The sequence below is a fragment of the Pseudoduganella rivuli genome, from assembly GCF_009674485.1.
In the GTDB taxonomy this organism is placed as follows: Bacteria; Pseudomonadota; Gammaproteobacteria; order Burkholderiales; family Burkholderiaceae_D; genus Rugamonas; species Rugamonas rivuli_B.
In genome coordinates, this window is record NZ_WKJJ01000001.1 from 466,110 (window position 1) to 485,711 (window position 19,602).

Here is a 19,602-nt window from a genome sequence, read left to right on the forward strand (position 1 = left end):
AAGGGTGGACTATGCCACTGCTTCAGCCTTGGCAAACCGCCCGATGTGGTAACGTTCGATCGGTGTGCTCGTCGCGCCGGTAGCAATCAATTCCGCCATCACGTCGCCCACGCCCGGCCCCAGTTGGAAGCCTTCGCCGGAAAAGCCGAACGCGTAATACAAGCCGCGTACGCGCCCGCTCGGCCCCATGGCCGCACGGCTGTCCTTCATGTACCCTTCGATCCCGCTCCAGACGCGGATGATGCTCAGGTTAGCCAGCGCCGGCACAACGCGCGGCGCATTCCCCAGCTTTATCAGCGTCCTAAGCGGGTTCACGTAAGCGCGCCGGTTCACCATATCCACCGGTTCATGGCCGCCGCCGCCAATCACAATATTGCCGCGCGCTACCTGGCGGAAATACACGGTTTGTTCGAACGTGTCTGCAATCCCGCCGATGGTCGGACCGATCGCGTAAGGGACCGGTTCGGTGACCGCCATCTGCGGTCCCTTGACGATCATCGGTACCGGCTCGCCAAAGCTGGCGCTGATCCGGTCGCCCCAGGCGCCGGCGGTGATCAGTGCCACCGGCGCGCGGAAGATGCGCCCATCGGCGGCCGTGACGCGGAACTCTTCCCCTTCTTTTTCGACACTCACGATCTCCGTGTTTTCAAACACTTGCGCTCCTTCGCGCACCGCCGCGCGGCCGATTGCCGGCGCCGCCAGGCGCGGATTGGCGTGGCCGTCATGCGGTGCGAAACAACCCGACGTGATTTCCGGCCCCAGGTAGGGAAAGCGTTCGCGCAGCGATTTCCCGCTCATCATCTGCATGTCCAGGCCAAAGGACCGGGCATCCTGCGCATACCGCGCCATCCGTTCCTCGTGTTCAGCCTTGAAGCCGAGACGCAGATGGCCGTTCAACAGGAGTTCGGCATCGTCGCCGAACAATTCCCGGAACTTCAGCCAGATCCCGCGCGAACGGTTGGACAACGGCAGCTCTTCGATCGGGCGGCCCATGCGGCGCGTATTACCGAAGTTGACGCCGCTGGCCTGCTGGCCGATCAGCCCGCGCTCGAGCAGGATGACCGACAACCCGCGCTTGCGCAAAAAGAAAGCCGAGGACGCGCCCATGATGCCGCCGCCTACGATCACCACATCCGCTCTTTGTACACTCATTGCTCTTCCTCCAGCACCGCAATCGGCAGCGGTCTCACCGGCGCCTGCCCGCGCAGGCGCCCTACCTGTTCCACCGGCACACCGGCGGCGTGCGCGATCACCTCCGCCCCTGCGTGGCCGCAATAGCGCCCCTGGCAGCGTCCCATGCCGACCCGGCAAAGCGCCTTGGCGCGGTTGGCTTCCCGCGCGCCCATATCGCACACCACGCGCCGCAGTTCGCCCGCCGTGATCGCTTCGCAACGGCACACAATCGCATCATCCGGCAATTGCGCGGCTTGCTGCGCCGGCCACGGGAAGGCTTGCACCAGGCCGCGACGGAAGCGTTCCATGGCGGCTTGCTGTGCCCGTAGCGCAAATATTTCGTCGTCCGATACCGGCAACTTGAAATCATTGAGCAAGGCCAGCGCCGCCAGCCTGCCGCCGATTTCCGCCCCGTCCGCGCCAAGCACTTTCATGCCGTCACCGGCCAGGTACACGCCCGGCACCGAGGTCCGGCCATCCTCCCCCGTGTCGGGCAGCCACTGGCGCGTTTCATGATCGAAGCGGAATGCGCAGCGCGCCAGGTCAGCCAGCTGCGTTTCCGGACGCAAGTGATACCCCATCGCCACCGCGTCGCATTCGAAGGCGCGCTCATTGCCGCGGCTGTCGTGGATGAGCACGCCCTGCACGCCGGTTTCCGGCGAACCCTTGATTTCCATCGGCGTAATGCCCGTCAACACTTGAACGCCGGCGCGCTTCAAATTCGCCACCAGCGCAAAGCCGTTGAGCAGCACGTTTGGCCTCGCCAGCAATTTCGGCAGCGCCGCCACGCGGCGCATGAAGGGCGACGTGTCGAGCACCGCCGCCACCTGCGCGCCGGCCTTGACGTATTGCGACGCCACCAGGTACAGCAGCGGCCCCGTGCCCATGAACACGATCTGGCGGCCGATGGCGCAAGCCTGCGCTTTCAGGGCGATCTGCGACGCGCCCAGGCTGTAGGTGCCGGCAAGATGCCAGCCCTTGACAGGCATCAGTCGATCTGTCGCGCCGGAGCAGATCACCAGCGCGTCGTAGGGCAGACTGCGTGTACGCTGGTTGTGCATCACGTGCAGCTTGCCATCGGCGATATTCCACGCCAGCGTCTCTGGCAGGTAGTCGACCGTGGCGCGCAGCGCGTCGAAGCTCTCATGCAGCGCCTGCGCGCTGGCCGCTTCGGTGCCGTACAGCTTGGCGTAAGGGCGCGTAAAGTTGCCAGGCTGGCGGCGGTAGATCTGGCCGCCGTCACGGCGGTTTTCATCGACCACCGTGGGCCGCAGGCCGGCCGCCACCAGGGTCTCCGCACAGCGCACGCCCGCAGGTCCGGCGCCGATAATAATTACGCGAGGTTGGGCCATGTCGCCTCCGGTTGCCGGGTGATGATATGCATGCCCTCTTCCACCACCGTGGTGCAGGCGCGCAAGCGCCCGCCGTCCACGGTCCAGACCCAGCAATCCTGGCACGCGCCCATCAGGCAAAAGCCGGCGCGCCTGCCATCGCCGAATTCAGATGCGCGCAGATCGCGGGTATTGTTCAGCAACGCGGCCAGCAAGGTATCGCCGGCCAACGCTTCCGCCGGGGTCCCGTCTATGACGATGCGCACGGGAGCACGTTCTGTTTCCGCCAGGCGGACGAACCGGTGGCCTGTCATGCCATGCTTTAGTCTTGAAATATTCATCATGTTCTTGGTTTCCTGTTCACCGCATATTCGATTTCTTGCATCAGCAACGGCGGACTGGCCAATACCGGACATGGCAACGCCGCCAGCGTTTCACGCAAGTGCGCCAGCGATGCCTGGGCCAGCACCAGCACATCCACCTCGCCGGCCAGGCTGGTGGCCGCTTCAGTCAGTATGGCGTCGTGGCGCGCACGGTCGCCCGCCATCAGCGCTTGGTATGCTTCGGGACGTACCACCGTCGTGATGCTGATATCGCGTCCCTGCGCCGCGGCATGCGCGCGTAACAGCGAGCTGCTTGGCTCCACCGTGCTGGTGGCCGTGCAGAGCAGGCCGATACGCAAGCCGTTGCGCACTGCTTCGGCGGCCATCGGGTCATCGATTTTCAGGATAGGCTGCGGCACCAGGCGCCGCGCGATATCGACCGCCGGTGAAGTGGATGAACACGTCACCACGATCAGGTCGGGCTGGGCTTCGGCCGCAAGTACGATTTGCTCCACCACGCGCCGGTAAACCAGCGCTTGCGGAGCTCCCCGCAACAAGTCTTGCAGCAGGCTTTCGTTCAGGATATGGAAGCAGTCAGCCTCCGGGATCTCAGCACGCATCCGCGCGCGGAAATCGTCGACCAGGAAACCGACGGTATGGACAAAGGCAATACGTTTTTTCATGAATATTCTCCGGCAGCAGTGTGAGGCATGCCGTAATGCGATGCAGCACGGCATGGGAGTACCATCAGGCGTCGAGCCAGACGTTCTCGGCAAATGCATAGCCCATCAAGCCGGCCAGCGGATGCGAGCTGTAACCCTTTAATTTATTGGTGAAGGCGTCCAGCGAGTTATTGAACATGGGAATTCCGATGCCCCCTTGTTCATGCACCAGTACCTGCATGTCGGCATACATCTGCTTGCGTTTCGCTTCATTGGTTTCGCCGCGCGCCACTTCCAGCAACTGATCAAATTTTTCGTTCTTCCAGCCCGATTCATTCATTGACGCCTCGGACTTGAAGAACAGCGTAAACATCAGATCGACGGTCGGACGGGGGCTGATGTTGCCGAACGAGAGTGGGTGCTTGGCCCAGTGGTTTGACCAGTAGCCGTCGGCAGGCATGCGCTTGATATCCAGGTTCAAGCCAATCTTTTGCGCCGACAACTGCACGATCTGCGCCATGTCGACCGAACCGTTCGCCGCCGTCGACGCAACCATCGGCAGCGTCATGCCGGCCATGCCGGATTTCTGCAAATGGTATTTGGCCTTGTCCAGATCCAGTCCACGTTGCGGCAAGCCGGCAAAGTAATATCGGCTGGAGGGCTGGACCGGCTGGTCATTGCCGATAATGCCAAAACCGCGCATCGCCACCTTGCGGATCTGTTCGCGGTCCAGCATATGCTTCATCGCCAGCACGAAATCGGGATTCTTCATGGGCCCGAGACCGTCGCGCATGATCAGGTTGGTATAGTGGCCGGTTTTCGACTCGAACAGCGTGCAGCCGGATTCGGGCGTGATCTGCGGCACGGACCTCGGATTCGGCGCGTTGATCAGTTGCACATCACCCGACAGCAGTGCATTGACGCGAGCGGCCTCGTCGGCGATCGAGAAGTACTCGATCTCATCGAGATACGGCTTGCCCGCCTTCCAGTAATTCTCATTGCGCACACTGACCGAACGCACACCCGGTTTGAATTCCTTGCATTTGTACGGGCCAGTGCCAATCGCCGTGGAAAAGTCCGTCGTGCCGTCCTTGATGATCGAGAAATGGGATGTGCCCAACAGTGCAGGCAAGTCCACGTTGGCGGCAGTGAGTTTGATTTGCAGTTCGTTCGGTGCCGTCGCCTTGACTTCCGCGATACTCTCGGCAACGGCCTTGATCTTGGAAGCCGTGGCAGGGTTCTTGTGACGCAGCAGGGAATACGCCACGTCCGCCGGGGTCAGCGGCTTGCCGTCATGGAAGCGCACATCCTTGCGCAACTTGACGGTCCACAGCATGCCATCTTTGGTACTGACCGATTCGGCCAGCTCCATCTGCGCATTGAGCTTGGTGTCGATACTGGTCAGGCGGTTGTAGAACATGTAGTGGCGCACGTAGTCGGCAATGCCGCCGCCCTTCGCCGGGTCCAGGGTGTCCGCGGTCGACCCGGCGCCGACAGCAACGCGAATCTTGCCGCCCTTCTTCGGTGTCTGGGCAAACGCGTTGTCGGCGTGGGTCAGCAGGCCACCGGCAGTGGAGGCCAGCATGCCACCCGCCAGCAGCGTGCGAATCACATCGCGGCGCGATACACCGCGCTGAAAATCGTTGGCGATGCAGTCTCTGATGGCGGCGTGCTGTGGAAGGATGATGTGGGATGGTTTGTCGCTCATGTATATCTCCCTATAATTCTGAATGGATGGGATGCAGGCTGGCTACCGTTACTTGCCGCCTACAGGTCGAGGTTGAAGGTGGACTTAAGTTCATTGATCTGCTCCGGGTTCAAGGGGCTGACCGCGGTATTGCGCAACAACAGAAACAACTTGGCCGTTTCTTCCAGTTCCTCCGCCGCATGGATGGCGGCGTCCAGCGAGGCGCTGGACACCACCGGCCCGTGATTGGCCAGCAACATCGCGCCATGGTTGCGTGCCCGCTCCCGGATCGCCGAGCCTAGGGCGGTATCGCCGGGGCGGTGATAGGGGATCAGCGGCAGGCGGCCGATTTTCATCACGAAGTAAGCGGTTAGGGGTGGAATGCAATCATCATGGTTCAGGCCGCACATGCAAGAGACCGCGGCGGAATGCGTGGAATGCAGGTGCACGATGGCCCCCGCCCCCGCCCGTTCCTCATACATCGCACGGTGCAGGAAGGCTTCTTTCGAGGGCGCATCGCCGCTGACATGACGGCCTTCCCAGTCCAGCTTGGACAGCCGCGCGGGATCCAGGCGGCCCAGGCAGGCATTTGTCGGCGTCAGCAACCATCCGTCATCGAGCCGCACACTGATATTGCCGCTGTTGCCAGCAGTCAAACCACGGTCGAACAGCGAACGGCCGTAGCCGGCGATCTGCTCGCGCAACGCGGCCTCGTCACGGCCGGTGGAAATCATCGTGCTCATTGCAATCGGTCCCATGCCTTGAGGAAGAAATTCTCGCTGCCGAAATTGCCTGACTTAAGCGCCAACGCCAATGGCTGTGCGCCGTCATCCTGCACGGTACTGGTCCACGGCACGCCGGGATCGATTTCGGGCCCGATGCGCAAACCCCGTACCCCAAGCGCCTTGACCACGGCACCGGAGGTTTCTCCACCTGCCACGATCAGTTGGCCAACACCGGCGCGTACCAGGCCGAAGGCAATCGCTGCCAGTGCCTTTTCCACGAGATCGCCTGCTTGCCCGGCGCCGAGTTCAGCCTGCACCTGCCTGACCTCGTCCGGAGTGGCTGTGGCATAAATCAATACCGGTTGTTGCGCAAGACGGCCGGACGCCCAGTCGAGGGCGGCCGACACCACATCGTCGCCCCGCGCCAGTTGTATGGGGTCGATCCGGAACGAGGGGTGGCGCGCACGCATCGCTTCCACCTGTTTTTGCGTGGCCGGCGAGCAACTGCCCGAGACAACGGCCCGCAGGCCGCCAGTCGCCGGCAACGCATCGGCCACGGTGTATGGCGCCAGCAAGCCCTGGCTGAGGAAATTCTGCGGCAAACCCAGCGCGATACCTGAGCCGCCAGTAACCAGGGCCATGCCGGCGCAGGCCGCGCCGATCTCCATCAAGTCCGCATCGGACACCGCATCGACGACCGCCAGCGCGTGACCCTGCTGGCGCAGCGCTGTAAATCGTTCACGTATCGCCGCGCCGCCCAGGCTGACTGTCGCATGATCAACCAGGCCGACCGATTGGCTTACCTGCTGCCGCAACACGCGCACCAGGTTGGCATCTGTCATGGGCGTCAGTGGATGGCTACGCATGCCGGACTCCGACAGCAGCACATCCCCAACGAAGAGATGGCCCAGGTAGATGGTGCGCCCATTCGCGGGCAAGGCCGGGCAGGCAATCGTGAAATCGGCGCCCAGCGCCTGCATCAACGCTTCGGCAACGGGCCCGATATTGCCACGCGGCGTGGAATCGAAGGTCGAACAGTATTTGAAATAAAACTGCCGGCAGCCCGCCTGGCGCAACCAGCGTAACGCGGCAAGTGATTCAGCCACGGCTTCTTCAACCGGGCTAGTGCGCGATTTCAACGCGATCACCAAGGCATCGGCATCGGCGGGCGGCGGCCCGTCCGGCACGCCGATCAATTGCACGGTGCGCATTCCCGCCTTCACCAGCATGCCGGCCAGGTCCGTGCCACCGGTAAAATCGTCTGCGATGCATCCCAACATGGCTGTCATGGGTGCCTCCTCATGCCGGACGGTAGATCACGTACACCTTTGCCACGGTTTCGTGGCTCTCCCAGCTGCACGTCGCGTTTTGTTCGACGAGGAAGATGTCGCCCTTCGAAAATACACCGCTGCGGCCCGTTCCATCAACGAACCTCACACTGCCTTCCAGTAGGTACATCAATTCAAAGTGGGGGTAAAACATCGCACGACGGTGGTAAGGTGTCGAATCCCAAGTGCCGCAGACGAATTCGCCGTCAGCCGAGCGATAGTCCGTGTAATTGCGGCACGCCGGAGGCGGTGTCAGCAGTAAATTAACCGGCGGCGTGCCGGTCGGATCAAGTTGCGGATTCTCTTTGATCGGCACGATGGCGCCGTCGCCTGGCTGGCTTTGGTTATACCTGGTAAAAATCAGCGACACTGGCCCCTGTGCGGACCAGGTGAATGCCGCTCCTTGCCTGAGGACGGTACTCTGGTTCGGGCCCAGCGCCATGGTGAATTCCTGCTGCGCCAGTGTCAGGCTGCCTTCGATGACAATAATAAATTCATCCGCAGGGAGCGACGGCACCGCGCCACTGCCGGCTTCAAGCGTGATGACGCCTGCGGTCACAGGTCCTGGAGCCCAGTCCAGCACACGGCGCCCGACAAGGTAGCGGTCTTCTCCGTCCGCGCTCGTCACCGCTACACCACGGCTCCGGTCGCGCGCAAATGCGCGCATGTCGACGAAGGATGGCGCGTCGGCCGGCATGGAAGATTTTTGCTGCAAATTTGACATAGTTTCCCTTTTCATGGTAGCGCTATCACAAGCTGTGCAATGCTAGCGGTGCTTGCTACAGTCCATTATTTATTCCGTCTCCTTAGAGACCGCAATTGCCAGCGGATTTACCGGCGCATGGCCGCGCAGACGCCCGACCATTTCCACCGACACGCCAGGGCATGGGCAATCACTTCCGCCCCCGTTGCCGGCTCCTTTATTCGATGGTTCATTCCGGGTCCGGCAGCACGTTCAACAACGCTGTCTTCTGATAAGAATTAGACCATTACCGGGCTGTTCGAATGTCTTGTATCAGCGGGATCAAAACACAGAATGTGTGGTATTTGAGATTCAGCGCAGCATAACTGGCTGCGCCAAGATCCGGCTTGTATCAGGAGGAAAAATTGAGACTACCCCGAAATTTAGTCTTCCAGCGGTGACGTAAAATTAACGTTATCAAAGTAAGCGTCCACCCAGCACCGTATTGAGCGCGATAGCAGTTTAGTTGATGATGGCTGGCCGCAGGCCAGCAGTCATTTATTTTGCGGCAGCGAGTTGCTCTGCGCAGTTCCAAGGTAGGAAGTCGTCGACGTGATTGACCGGATGGTCGGCGATGTGCGCCAGCACATGGCGCAGCCAGGCTTCAGGATCGATGCCATTGAGCTTGGCAGTGCCGATCAGGGAGTAAATGGACGCGGCCCGCTCCCCGCCGCTGTCGGCCCCGGCAAAGAGGTAATTCCGGCGCCCGAGGGCGATGCCGCGCAGCGCCCGCTCTGCGGCCGAGTTGTCGATCTCGATCCGTCCATCGTCGCAGTATCGCGTCAGCGCCGGCCATAGTTTCAGGGCGTACACGACGGCGCCAGCGGTATCGGATTTTCGCGACAGCGTTTCCAGCTTGGCGCGCAGCCAACGCGCCAGGTCATTGAGCAATGGCCGTGTTTTCGTCTGGCGCACCAGGCATCGCTGATCGGGCGGCTTGCCGCGCACCTCGGCCTCGATGGCGTACAAGGCGCCGATCCGTTCCAGCGCTTCCGTGGTGATGGCCGATGGTCGTACGGCATGCAGATCATGGAACTTGCGACGGGCATGCGCCCAGCAAGCTGCTTCCACCACCTGATTCGTTTCGAAGATGGCGTTGAAGCCGGCATATGCATCGGCTTGCAGCACGCCTTTAAATTTGGCGAGGTGGGTTTGCGGATGGATGCCTTTGCGGTCCGGCGAGTACGCAAACCACACGGCGGGCGGCATGTCCGAAGCGCTGTCGCGGTCATTGCGCACGTAGGTCCAGAGCCGTGCGGTACGGGTGCTGCCATTGCCCGGCGCCAGCACCGGGATCGGCGTGTCATCGGCATGCAGTTTGGCGGCGGTAAACACATGCCGCCGCACGGCATCGACCAGTGGGCGCAGCAGGGTATGGCAGGCGCCGACCCAATTGGCCAACAGCGAGCGGTCCAGTTCCACGCCCTCGCGGGCATAGATCACGCTTTGGCGATACAGCGGCAAGTGATCGGCATATTTGGCCACCAGCACATGCGCCAGCAGTCCCGGGCCGGCGATGCCGCGCTCCACCGGACGGCTGGGTGCTGGGGCCTGGACGATGGCATCGCAGCAGGCGCAGGCCAGCTTGGGGCGCACATGGCGGATGACACGGAAGCTGGCAGGTACGTATTCCAGCTGCTCTGAAACATCCTCTCCCAAGTGGCGCAGCGCACCTCCGCAGTCAGGGCAGGCTTGATGCTCCGGCTGATACCACCATCGTGCGCCTACCGGATAAAACCCCGGTCCAGGCCAGCGATATCGGGACAGCCAAGCAAGGCCAGGCAGCGGTCGATATCGCTTTTTATCATCCGGATCGCCTCGACCGCGCCCTGCTCGCCGGCGGCCGCCAGGCCGTACAATACCGCCCGCCCCAGCAGGACCGCGTCGGCACCGAGGGCCACGCTCTTTATCACGTCCAGGCCGCTGCGCACCCCGCTGTCGAGCAGCACCGTGCCGTTGACGGCATCGGCCACCTGCGGCAGCACTTCCACCGGCGCGCACAGGCTCTCCAGTTGCCGCCCCCCATGATTGGACAGCACCACCCCATCCACACCGCAGGCCATGCAGCGCTGCGCGTCCTCGACGCTGAGGATCCCCTTGACCAGCAGGCGATGCGGCCAGCTGGCGCGCAGCCGGGCCAGGTCGTCCCAGTCGAAACTGGCATCCATGGCACGCTGGATCAGCGCCGCCTGGGCCGCCATGTCGCCGGCGGCGGCGCTTTGGACATTGCGCATTTGTGGCATGCCGTTCGCCAACGTGGCAAGCAGCCAGCGCGGGTGCGCCAGCACGTCGGCGATCACCCCGGGCGTGTAGCGAAGTGGCATGGAAAATCCATTCCGCAAGTCGCGCTTGCGCTTGCCGTTGACGGTGACATCAACGGTCAACACCAGCGTCGTGTAGCCGGCCGCCAGCGCCCGCTGGACCAGCGTGTCCGCCAATGAGCGCTGTACCACGTACAGCTGGAACCACAGCTCGCCGCCGGCGCGCTCGGCCACTTCTTCGATGGTGGCATTGCTGGCCGTCGACAGCACGAACGGAATGCCGCTGGCTGACGTCGACCAGGCGCCGGGGCACGGTCTGGATCGCGTCGAACGCCGCACGGTTGCGGCGCAAGCCAGCTTCATCGTCGGCGCCTCCCTCCAGGTAGTCAAAGATCATTCCCGGCAAGCGCCGCTGCGCGCGGCGCCGCAGGGCATCGATATCGCTGGCTGCTGCCATCATCAACCTTTAGAAAGGATAGGCGCGGGCGGCCGCCTGCACCGTCACCCAGCGCAGGTCGGTGAAAGCCTCGATACCGGCCTTGCCGCCAAAGTGGCCATAGCCGCTGCCCTTGACGCCGCCGAACGGCATTTGCGGCTCGTCGTGCACGGTGGCGCCGTTGATGTGGCAGATGCCGGCCTCGACACGGCGCGACAGGCGCAGCGCGCGCGCCACGTCGCGGCTGAAAATGGCGGACGACAGGCCGTACGCATTGTCATTGGCGCAGGCCAGCGCCGCCTCGTCACCGTCGACCCGGACGATACCCTTGACCGGGCCAAACGATTCCTCGCTGTAGATTAACATCTCCGGCGTGACGTGGTCCAACAGCGTGGCCGGCATCAGCGTCGACTCCGCGCGCCCGCCACAGAGCAGCTTGGCGCCCTTGCTCAAGGCGTCGTCGATCAGGCGGTTGCAGCGTTCGACCGCGCGCTGGTCGACCACCGAGCCCAGCACCACCGGGCCGAGGCGCGGATCGCCCAGCGGCAGGCTGGCGGCCTTCGCCGCCAGGCGCGCGACAAACTCGTCGGCGATGGCGGCATCGACAATGATGCGCTCGGTGGACATGCAGATCTGGCCCGAGTTGGCAAATGCGCCGAACGCCACGGCGGCGACGGCCACGTCCAGGTCGGCATCGGCCAGCACCAGGGCCGGCGCCTTGCCGCCCAGTTCCAGCACGGCCGGCTTCAGGTGGCGCGCGCACGTTGCCGCGATCAGCTTGCCGACCGTGGTCGAGCCGGTGAAGTTCACCCGGCGCACGGCCGGGTGCGCGATCATGGCTTCCACCACCGGGGCGGCGTCGGCCGGCGCGTTGGTGATGAAGTTGACGACACCGCGCGGCAAGCCCGCTTCCTGCAAGGCGGCAATGATCAAGCCGTGCGTCGCGGGACACAGTTCCGATCCCTTCAACACCACGGTATTGCCGCATGCCAGCGGCACCGCGATCGCCCGCACACCCAGGATCACAGGCGCGTTCCATGGCGCCATGCCGAGCACCACCCCGGCCGGCTGCCGCACCGCCATCGCCAGGTTGCCGGGCACATCGGAAGGAATCAGTTCGCCGCTGATCTGCGTGGTCAACGCCGCCGCCTCGCGCAGCACGCCGGCCGCCAGGTGCACATTGAAGCCGGCCCAGATCGCGCTGGCCCCGGTCTCGGCCGCCATCGCCGCGCAAAACTGGTCCATCTTGGCTTCCAGCGCCTGCGCGGCGCTGTTCAACAGCGCGCGGCGCGCGTTCGGTCCCAGTTCGGACCAGGCCGGGAAAGCGGCGGCGGCGGCATCGACCGCGCGCAAGGCATCGGCAACCGAGGCGGCGGGCGCCGTCGTCGCCACCTGTCCATCGAGCGGATTGCGCCGTTCAAAAGTGTGGCCGCCCTCGGCCGTACAGGCCTCGCCATTGATCAGCATGGATATGGTTTGCATCGTATGTCTCCGTTCATGAAAGTTGGTTGAAAAGTCCTGCTCTGGCGGCAGCTTCGCTGGATGGCTGGCGACTACCGTACTTCGATTTCGACCAGGATAGGCGCCTCGCAGGCCAGGGCCTCGGCCAGCGCCAGGTCCAGCTCAGCGGGGGTGCTGACCCGGACGCCGCGCACGCCCTGCCCGGCGGCCAGCGCGACAAAGTCCAGCTCGGGCAATTCCGTCCCCTGCACCACGTCGCGCTCGCTGAAGCCGAACACTGGCGCGAACTCCTGCAGTGCCGCATACCGGCGGTTGTTCAGGATCAGGAAGGCGATCGGCAACCGGTGCTGGGCGGCGCTCCACAGGGCCTGGATCGAATACATGCTGGAGCCGTCGCCGAACAGGCCGATCACGCGCCGCCCCGGTTCGCCCAGCGCCACCCCGACCGCGGCGGGCATGCCGTAGCCCAGCCCGCCACTATCCATGGTAAAGAAACCGGCCGACCGGGTGATCGGCAGGTAGCGCTGGATGACCGGGCGCATGCTGGGCGCCTCCTCGACCACGATGTCGTCCGGCTGGCGCAACGCGGCCAGGGTTTGCATCACGTAGGCGGCTGTCAACGGGGCCGAGCGCTCGGCCAGCGGCGCCGGCGGACGCGGCGCCGGCAGCACGCGCGCGGCCGGCGCGGGGCGCGCCAGCAAGTCAAGCAGGCTCAGTCTGATGCCGCCGACCGCCGCGATGCCGACCGGGGACCAGGCGGCGGTGGCCGGGTCGTCGGTCAGTTGCACCAGCAAGGCGCCGTCCGGCACGTGCGGGCCGCTGCCCTCGACGTGGTAGGTGAATGCCGGCGCGCCGATCACGAAGATGCAGTCATGCCCGGCCAGCGCGGCAACGATCCTTTCCCGCATCGCCGGCAGGAAGCCCGCGAACAGCCGGTGGTTTTCCGGGAAACAGCCGCGGCCCGACATCGGCGCGGTCCAGACCCGGGCGTTGTGGCGCTCGGCCAGCGCGATCACCGCGTCCCAGCCGGCGTCGCGGTCCAGCGCGGCGCCGACCACGAAGGCCGGGCGGCTGCAGGCATCCAGTGCCGCGCCGATCTGGTTCAGCACATGCGGCTCGGCGCGCGATTCGGTGCTGACCACGCGCTGCGCCACCGGCTCGGCGGCGCGGTCCCAATCATCCACCGGCACAGACACCAGCACCGGTCCGCGCGGTTGCATCATGGCGATATGGTAGGCGCGCGCGATGGCGGCCGGCACGTCTTCGGCGCGGGCCGGCTCGATACTCCACTTCACGTAAGGCTTGGCCAGCTCGGTGGCCTGGGCGGAAGCGAGGTAGGGGTCGAACGGCAAAATCGAGCGGGCCTGCTGGCCGGCCGTGATCACCAGCGGGGTGCGGTTCTTGAAGGCGGTGAAGATATTGCCCATCGCGTTACCGACCCCTGCCGCCGAATGCAGGTTCACCAGCGCCGCCTTGCGCGCCTTCTGCGCATAGCCATCCGCCATGCCGACCACAGTCGCTTCCTGCAAGCCAAGCACATAACGGAAATCCTCCGGGAAATCACGGAACATCGGCAACTCCGTCGAGCCGGGGTTGCCAAAGACCGTGGTCATCTCCCACCGGCGCATCAAGTCGTAGACGACATCGCGCACGCTCAAGCTTGCTTCAGTTGCAGTGGACGGGGGGGAACTGCTCATTGTTATCTCCTGTTGTCGGGCGGCGGCCCTGCACCGCCATCGCAGCCATTATGCAAGCGGCATGCTTGCGTGAAAATTGCATTCTTCTAGCAAAGTCATTACACTTGTGCATGACTTTCGATCTCCGCCACCTGGCCGCATTCACCTCCATCGCCGCCACCGGCAGCCTGGGCCGCAGCGCCGAGGCGCTGCACATCACCCAGCCCGCCCTCAGCCGCACCATCAAACGGCTGGAGGAAACCGTGGGCGCGGAGCTGTTCGAGCGCCATTCCAAAGGCATGCAGCTAACGGACATTGGCCGCGCCCTGCTGCCGCACGCGGAATTGCTGCTGCTGGAAGCCAGCCATGCGACCGAGGAAATCCGCGCCCTGCAAGGCTTGGCCAAGGGCGTGATCCGGGTCGGCGCGGTGGGCAGCATAGCCAGCTCGGTGCTGCCTCAAGCCGTCGGCGAGGTGCTCAAGCGCTGGCCTGGCCTGCAGGTGCACGTGCTGGAAGGCGTATGGGACCGGCTCACCGACGCACTGGTCAAGCACGAGGTGGACCTGGCGCTGGCGATGGACGCGCCGGATAGCGAAGAGATCGTCGCCATCCGCGACTGCCGCTGGGAAGACCGTAGCTTTGTCGTGGCCGCGCGGGATCATCCGCAGCGGCAAAAGATGCGCAGCCTGGCCGACACCTTGACACAGCCCTGGGCCATGCCACCGCACGGCAGCGGCCCGTTCGAGCAGATGCAGGCCACCTTCCATGCGCACGGCCTGGCCTTGCCGGCAATCGCCGTCGAAACCCGCTCCGTGACAGTGCTCAAGAGCCTGGTGATTCATTCGGGCTTCCTGAGCTGGATGCCGGAGCCCATGTACCAGGTGGAACGCCAGGCCGGCCTGATCGACGCCCTGCCACTGCCGGGCGCCGTGGCAACCCGCACGCTGACCGCGTTCCGGCGCCGGCACGGCATCCTGCCGGCGCCCGCCGCCCGCCTGCTGGACCAGCTGCGGACCATGGCCACGCCGCCCTGATCAGCGGCGCGCCTGCGGCGGAATGTGGTTGCGCACGGCCGACAGCCCGGCCGCCACCAGCAGCATCGCGCCGCCGAGCAGCCACAAATAGCCAACCGCGCCGCTGGCGGTAATGACGGCGGCGCCGGCAAACGCGCTGAGAATCGCCCCCAGCCGGCCAAACGCCAGTGCCGACGCCGTGCCCGTCGCCCGCACGCCGGTGGGATAGATAAACGCACACAGCGCATACATGGTCGACTGCACCGCGTTGACGAACATGCCGTGCACGCCGATACCAACGATAAAGTACACCGCCCAGGTTGTACGCGGTCAAGCCGGAACTGGCCAGCGCCAGGGACAAGCCTTCCGCCAACAGCATGGTGGGCAGCCAGCTGAACGCGCTGTATACAGCCAGCAGGCACATGAAGAAAGCACACCAGATCGCGGTGGTGTCGCGTGCGCGGCCTGCCCCGAACAGCGCGCCGAAGCCCGCCGCCTGGCGCCCGTCCAGGGCCTCGGCGCCATCGGAAAAAAGCGCGTTGTCCGGCACCGGCCGGCCCATCCGGCGGCTTGGGCGGCAGCGGCGCGGTGCCCGATGCCGCACTTCACCTTATTTTTTGTATATACCGGCCAGCAACACGAGTCCATCCTGAGCCTCGAAATAGCTGGTCTTGGCTTCCATATTTCCCGACACCGGATTGACCCAGCGATAGTTGACCCATCCCTGTCCCTTGGTCTTCGACAACTCAGCAATCTCCTTATTGAACGGCTTGCCGTCCGAATCTTTCAGCTCGATCACGTCCTTGCCATTCATCCGGGCATTTTTTGGGTTACAAACAAATTTCAAGTGTCCCGCTTCGCGCATATCCAGCACGGAGACATACAGTTCCCCTTTCTGAAATCCGGCGGCGACGTCGGCAAAATCCTTGCAAGCTTTTTCGACGCCCTGGCTCTTGAGATATCCCTTGGCTTTCCTGACAAGCGCAACGGCGTCATCCGCTGATTGGGCATGGGCCGGCGCAATACACGACACGGCGAGCAGCGTGCAGGCAACGCGTAAATAGTCCAATGTCATTTCCCCTCTGGTTAATGTTCAACATGAAATTTCCTGCAGCTTCTGGCAGCCGTCCCGCTGGTGACCGACCGTGAACACCAGCGTCGAGTCGCCTGTGTGAAGCGGCTAGAATTTATGCCGCATGCCCAACACGACGGCCTGCGGATCGGCGCCGTTACCGGCCGCCGCGATGGCGAACCCATTGCCGGAACCGACGAAATAGGCGGCGCTGGCTTGATTGGCGACCTTCGCATAGCCGAGGTACAGATTGCTACGTTTGCTCAGCAGGTAGTCGTACACCAGCCCGTAACTTTTCGCGCCGGCGTTGGCGGCGCTGCGGTTGCGCAGGCTGCCGAGGCTGGCGTTCAGGCGGCCTGGACCCAGCGGCATGTCAGCCGCCAGCGACCAGAAATTGAAATCCTGGGTGGTGGTCGTGACCCGGTCGTTGCGGATGGTTTCAACCATCAGATAAGGCTTGATCGCGCCGAAATCATAGGACAGCGCGGCAGTGCTGTAGGTAGTGTGGTTATCCGGCAGCAGCGGCGATTTTTTCTTGTCGGCATAGCTGAACGCGGCGGCCAGCGGTCCGCGTTCGAAATTAGCCTGAAGGTTGAACAGGTTGCCGTAGCTTTGGGCGGGGGTGGTGGCGTTCGGCACGCTGGTGTTTTCGCCGAGCGCAACAAACGCCGTCAGCGTGAGGCCCGCCATTGACGGCGTCACGTATTTGATCGAGTTGTCGAAGCGGACATCGTTGATGGTTGGAATGAAGGCGCCGGCAGCGTCGCCGAAGCCGGCCTGATGGGTAGAAAATTTGGTGTGCAGCGTATGCAGCGGTTCGTACTGGCGGCCCAGCGTCAAGGCGCCAAGGCGTTTACTGGACAGGCCGACCAACGCCACGCGCCCGAACAGCAGGCCGCCCTGCGCCGCCGCGCCATTGTCGACATTGAAGCCGTTCTCGACGTTGAAGATTGCGCTCAGGCCGCCGCCCAGATCCTCGCTGCCCATGAAACCGATGCGGCTCTGGCTCAGGCCGCCACTTTGAAGGCTGGTCTGCTTTTCCTTGCCGTTGTCGCCGTATTGCAGGTTCGCGTCGATGATGCCGTAGATGCTGACGCCGGTCTGGGCCTGTGCGGACGCGGCGCAGGCCGCCAGCGCGAGCCAGCAAATATACGATGTTTTCATGATGATCGCCGATATGATTATGAGTATGAAACAGGGAAACGCCACCAGGCGCCAACAGCCTCCACGGGACGGCGTGACGCAAGGCGAGGCGTGCGGTCAGGCCAGCGCGGCCTTGTGCCGCGCATGGGCGCCGGCGCCGGGAATATGGTCGCGCACGCTCAACAACGCCAGCAGCACACCGACCATCGCGAATCCCAGCATGGTCAGGTAGGCGGAAGCGCCGCCGGCGGTGATGATGGCGGCGCCGGCGAAGGCGCTGAGAATGGCGCCGAAGCGACCGAAAGCCAGTCCGGAGGCGATGCCGGTGGCGCGCATGCTGGTCGGATAGATGAAGGCGCACAAAGCGTACATGGTCGACTGCACCGCGTTGACGAACATGCCGTGCACGCCGAGGCCGAAGATCAGCAAATTGGTGTTGTGCGCGACATCCACGCCTTGCAGCAGCAGGGCGCTGGCGGCGCCACCGGCACAGCACACCGCCAGCGGCCAGCGCGAACCGAAGCGGGCGATGGCCACCGCGCAGATGAGCGCGCCGATCACGCCGCCCATGTTGTAGGCCGTCAGGCCGGAGGCGGCCACGGCCACATTGAGACCTTCGCCCACCAGCATGGTCGGCAGCCAGCTGAAGGCGCTGTACACCGCCAGCAGGCACATGAAGAAAGCACACCACACCGCCAGCGTATCGCGCGTCCGGCCTTGGGCGAAGAGCCCGCGGAAGCCGATGCGCTGTTCGGATTTCTGCTCGCCGCTGTCAGTGAACACGGTATCGGCGGTCGACGGACGGGACATGCGCGCCAGCAGCTTGCCCAGTTCTTGCCAGCGCTGTGGGCGACACACAAGGAAGCGGGGAGATTCAGGCAGGGCCAACAGCAACAGCACGCCCACCACCAGCGGCAAGGCGCCGCCGATGAAGAACAGGGTGCGCCAGCCGTAGGCGGGCAGCACCACGCCGGAGAACAAGCCGGCCAGCATGCCTCCCAGCGGCACACAGACGATGGTGGCGGTGACCGCCAAGGTACGGCGGCGCGCCGGCGTGAACTCGGCCGTCATGGTGGTTGAACTGGGCAGGGCCCCGCCGATGCCGAGACCGGCGATCAGGCGCAGGATGGCGATGCCGGTGACGTCGGTGGCCAGGCCGATCGCGCAGGTGGCGGCGCCAAACAGGAACACGCTGCCGATCAATGCCATGCGGCGGCCATAGCGGTCCGCGATCAGGCCGGCGCAGGCACTGCCGATTCCCATGCCGACCAGGCCGGCGGCCACGGCGGGGGCGAAGGCGCCGCGCGTGACGCCCCATTCCTTCATGATCGACGGAATGGCGAAGCCGATCAACTGGCCGTCGAAGCCGTTGATGATGATCGACAACGCGGCCATCATGACCACCATCTTTTGCATCCATGTATAGGGACCGTCGTCGATGGCGCGGCCCACATCCAGGTATGTATTGCTCATTGCTGTCTCCTGTTGGTCGGCGCCCGGTGTTCCCGGGGCCGGTATTTATGAGTTGGGCGGCGTACCGTCGCCGCCAACTTGACCAAGTTTAGGAATTCGCCATATATTGATCAAATTTATTTACCTTATTCTTTGCATTCACAAGATGAATATATATCGCGTAGACCTGAACCTGCTGGGCGTCTTTCATGCGCTGATGGAATCGCGCAGCGTGACCAGCGCGGCGCAGCACTTTGGCATTACGCAGCCCGCTATGAGCAACGCCCTGGCGCGGCTACGCGAATTGCTGGACGATCCCTTGTTCGTGCATGGCGCCGACGGCATGCAGCCAACGCCCTATGCGCTGGAGATCAGCGATGCTGTCCATGGCGCGCTGCAACTGATGCGGCAGGTGCTGGAGCACCGCAAGGGCTTCGACCCGGCGAGCAGCGACGGCACGTTCCGTTTCCACATGACCGACATGGGCCAGATCAATTTTTTGCCGCTGCTGATCGAACGGCTGCGGACGGCCGCGCCCGGCCTGTGTGTCGAGGCGGAAACGCTGGAACTGGAGCAGATCCGCACCGCGCTGGAGGACGGCAAGATTAATTTCGCGATCGGACACTTGCCCAAGCTCGACGGACGCGGCATCTGTTCGGTGCAGTTGCTGCATGAGCGCTACGACGTGCTGATGCGTGCCGACCATCCGCTGGCGGCGACGCCGTTGAGTAAAGCTTCCTATCTCGGCGCCGCCCATGCCGTAGTCAGCTCAGTGGGAGGCGGCCACCGGGCAATCGAGGATAGTTTATTGCGGCGCAAGGCGCGCATCGTCGCGCGGGTGCCCAACATCATCGCCGTGCCGATGATCCTGGCACGCTCGGATCTGATCGCCACGGTGCCGCGCCGCGTGGCCAGGGAACTGGCGCGCGCCGCGCCATTTATTGTGGCGTCATTGCCGGTCGACATACCGGAGCTGGAGGTGCGCGTCTTTTGGCACGAGCGCTTCGATGCCGACCCGGCCAGCACGTGGATGCGGAAACTGCTGATCGAGTTGTTCGCCCAGCCTGCGTGAGATCGTGGCCACAATGCGTGCCTCGACCTCCCCCTTTTTGCGGTT

The 19,602-nt window shown here is 64.0% G+C and carries 15 protein-coding genes and 3 pseudogenes; 2 read left to right on the forward strand and 16 right to left on the reverse strand.

All coding sequences use genetic code 11. The annotated features are described in order from the left end of the window. Positions 1–9: 9 nt before the first annotated feature. The 12 genes and pseudogenes from GJ700_RS01860 to mdlC form a co-directional block, all read right to left on the reverse strand. Positions 10–1,152 (reverse strand): NAD(P)/FAD-dependent oxidoreductase, encoded by a 1,143-nt coding sequence (locus tag GJ700_RS01860; protein ID WP_154370940.1) that lies wholly within the window; start codon positions 1,150–1,152, stop codon positions 10–12. Beyond that, on the reverse strand, positions 1,149–2,525 hold the full coding sequence (locus GJ700_RS01865; protein ID WP_154370941.1) for an FAD/NAD(P)-dependent oxidoreductase: 1,377 nt from the start codon (positions 2,523–2,525) through the stop codon (positions 1,149–1,151). Before GJ700_RS01865 ends, GJ700_RS01860 begins: the two co-directional genes overlap by 4 nt. Continuing rightward, entirely contained in the window at positions 2,507–2,848 is a 342-nt protein-coding gene (locus GJ700_RS01870; protein ID WP_371867786.1) for a (2Fe-2S)-binding protein, read from the reverse strand. Before GJ700_RS01870 ends, GJ700_RS01865 begins: the two co-directional genes overlap by 19 nt. Then, on the reverse strand, positions 2,845–3,510 hold the full coding sequence (locus GJ700_RS01875; RefSeq protein ID WP_154370942.1) for an aspartate/glutamate racemase family protein: 666 nt from the start codon (positions 3,508–3,510) through the stop codon (positions 2,845–2,847). The genes GJ700_RS01870 and GJ700_RS01875 overlap by 4 nt, the downstream gene beginning before the upstream one ends. A gap of 64 nt (positions 3,511–3,574) precedes the next feature. After that, positions 3,575–5,197 carry an ABC transporter substrate-binding protein gene (locus GJ700_RS01880; RefSeq protein WP_154370943.1) on the reverse strand — a complete coding sequence of 541 codons (1,623 nt, stop codon included), beginning with the start codon at positions 5,195–5,197 and terminating at the stop codon, positions 3,575–3,577. Between the two features lie 59 nt (positions 5,198–5,256). Next, positions 5,257–5,919, reverse strand: coding sequence for a 3-oxo-tetronate 4-phosphate decarboxylase (gene otnC / locus GJ700_RS01885; protein ID WP_154370944.1), 663 nt, complete (start codon positions 5,917–5,919; stop codon positions 5,257–5,259). Continuing rightward, entirely contained in the window at positions 5,916–7,190 is a 1,275-nt protein-coding gene (gene otnK, locus GJ700_RS01890; protein WP_154370945.1) for a 3-oxo-tetronate kinase, read from the reverse strand. The genes otnC and otnK overlap by 4 nt, the downstream gene beginning before the upstream one ends. Before the next feature lie 10 nt (positions 7,191–7,200). Continuing rightward, complete coding sequence (locus GJ700_RS01895) at positions 7,201–7,953, reverse strand: cupin domain-containing protein (protein WP_154370946.1); 753 nt, start codon at positions 7,951–7,953, stop codon at positions 7,201–7,203. Between the two features lie 516 nt (positions 7,954–8,469). After that, positions 8,470–9,675 (reverse strand): annotated as a pseudogene (gene tnpC / locus GJ700_RS01900) (IS66 family transposase); the annotation flags it as partial. 20 nt (positions 9,676–9,695) lie between these two features. After that, positions 9,696–10,692, reverse strand: a pseudogene (locus tag GJ700_RS01905) (alpha-hydroxy-acid oxidizing protein). Between the two features lie 6 nt (positions 10,693–10,698). After that, entirely contained in the window at positions 10,699–12,150 is a 1,452-nt protein-coding gene (locus GJ700_RS01910; RefSeq protein WP_154370947.1) for an aldehyde dehydrogenase, read from the reverse strand. A gap of 71 nt (positions 12,151–12,221) precedes the next feature. After that, a complete protein-coding gene (mdlC, locus tag GJ700_RS01915) occupies positions 12,222–13,826 on the reverse strand; it encodes a benzoylformate decarboxylase (protein WP_154370948.1) in 1,605 nt (534 codons plus the stop codon). A 110-nt stretch (positions 13,827–13,936) separates the two neighbouring features. Here mdlC and GJ700_RS01920 point away from each other — a divergent pair, with 110 nt between their 5' ends. Then, positions 13,937–14,839 (forward strand): LysR family transcriptional regulator, encoded by a 903-nt coding sequence (locus tag GJ700_RS01920; protein ID WP_154370949.1) that lies wholly within the window; start codon positions 13,937–13,939, stop codon positions 14,837–14,839. Here GJ700_RS01920 and GJ700_RS01925 read toward each other — a convergent pair. From GJ700_RS01925 to GJ700_RS01940, 4 genes and pseudogenes are all read right to left on the reverse strand, one after another. Beyond that, positions 14,840–15,383 (reverse strand): annotated as a pseudogene (locus GJ700_RS01925) (MFS transporter); the annotation flags it as partial. 45 nt (positions 15,384–15,428) lie between these two features. Beyond that, the gene (locus GJ700_RS01930; protein WP_195763745.1) at positions 15,429–15,887 is read right to left on the reverse strand and encodes a cache domain-containing protein; all 459 of its coding nucleotides are present in this window, start codon (positions 15,885–15,887) and stop codon (positions 15,429–15,431) included. Between the two features lie 111 nt (positions 15,888–15,998). Then, a complete protein-coding gene (locus tag GJ700_RS01935) occupies positions 15,999–17,054 on the reverse strand; it encodes a porin (protein WP_154370951.1) in 1,056 nt (351 codons plus the stop codon). A 96-nt stretch (positions 17,055–17,150) separates the two neighbouring features. After that, positions 17,151–18,506 (reverse strand): MFS transporter, encoded by a 1,356-nt coding sequence (locus GJ700_RS01940; RefSeq protein WP_154370952.1) that lies wholly within the window; start codon positions 18,504–18,506, stop codon positions 17,151–17,153. Between the two features lie 106 nt (positions 18,507–18,612). Between GJ700_RS01940 and GJ700_RS01945 the strand changes: the two genes are divergently transcribed. Further along, positions 18,613–19,557 carry a LysR family transcriptional regulator gene (locus tag GJ700_RS01945; protein WP_154370953.1) on the forward strand — a complete coding sequence of 315 codons (945 nt, stop codon included), beginning with the start codon at positions 18,613–18,615 and terminating at the stop codon, positions 19,555–19,557. Positions 19,558–19,602 lie beyond the last annotated feature (45 nt).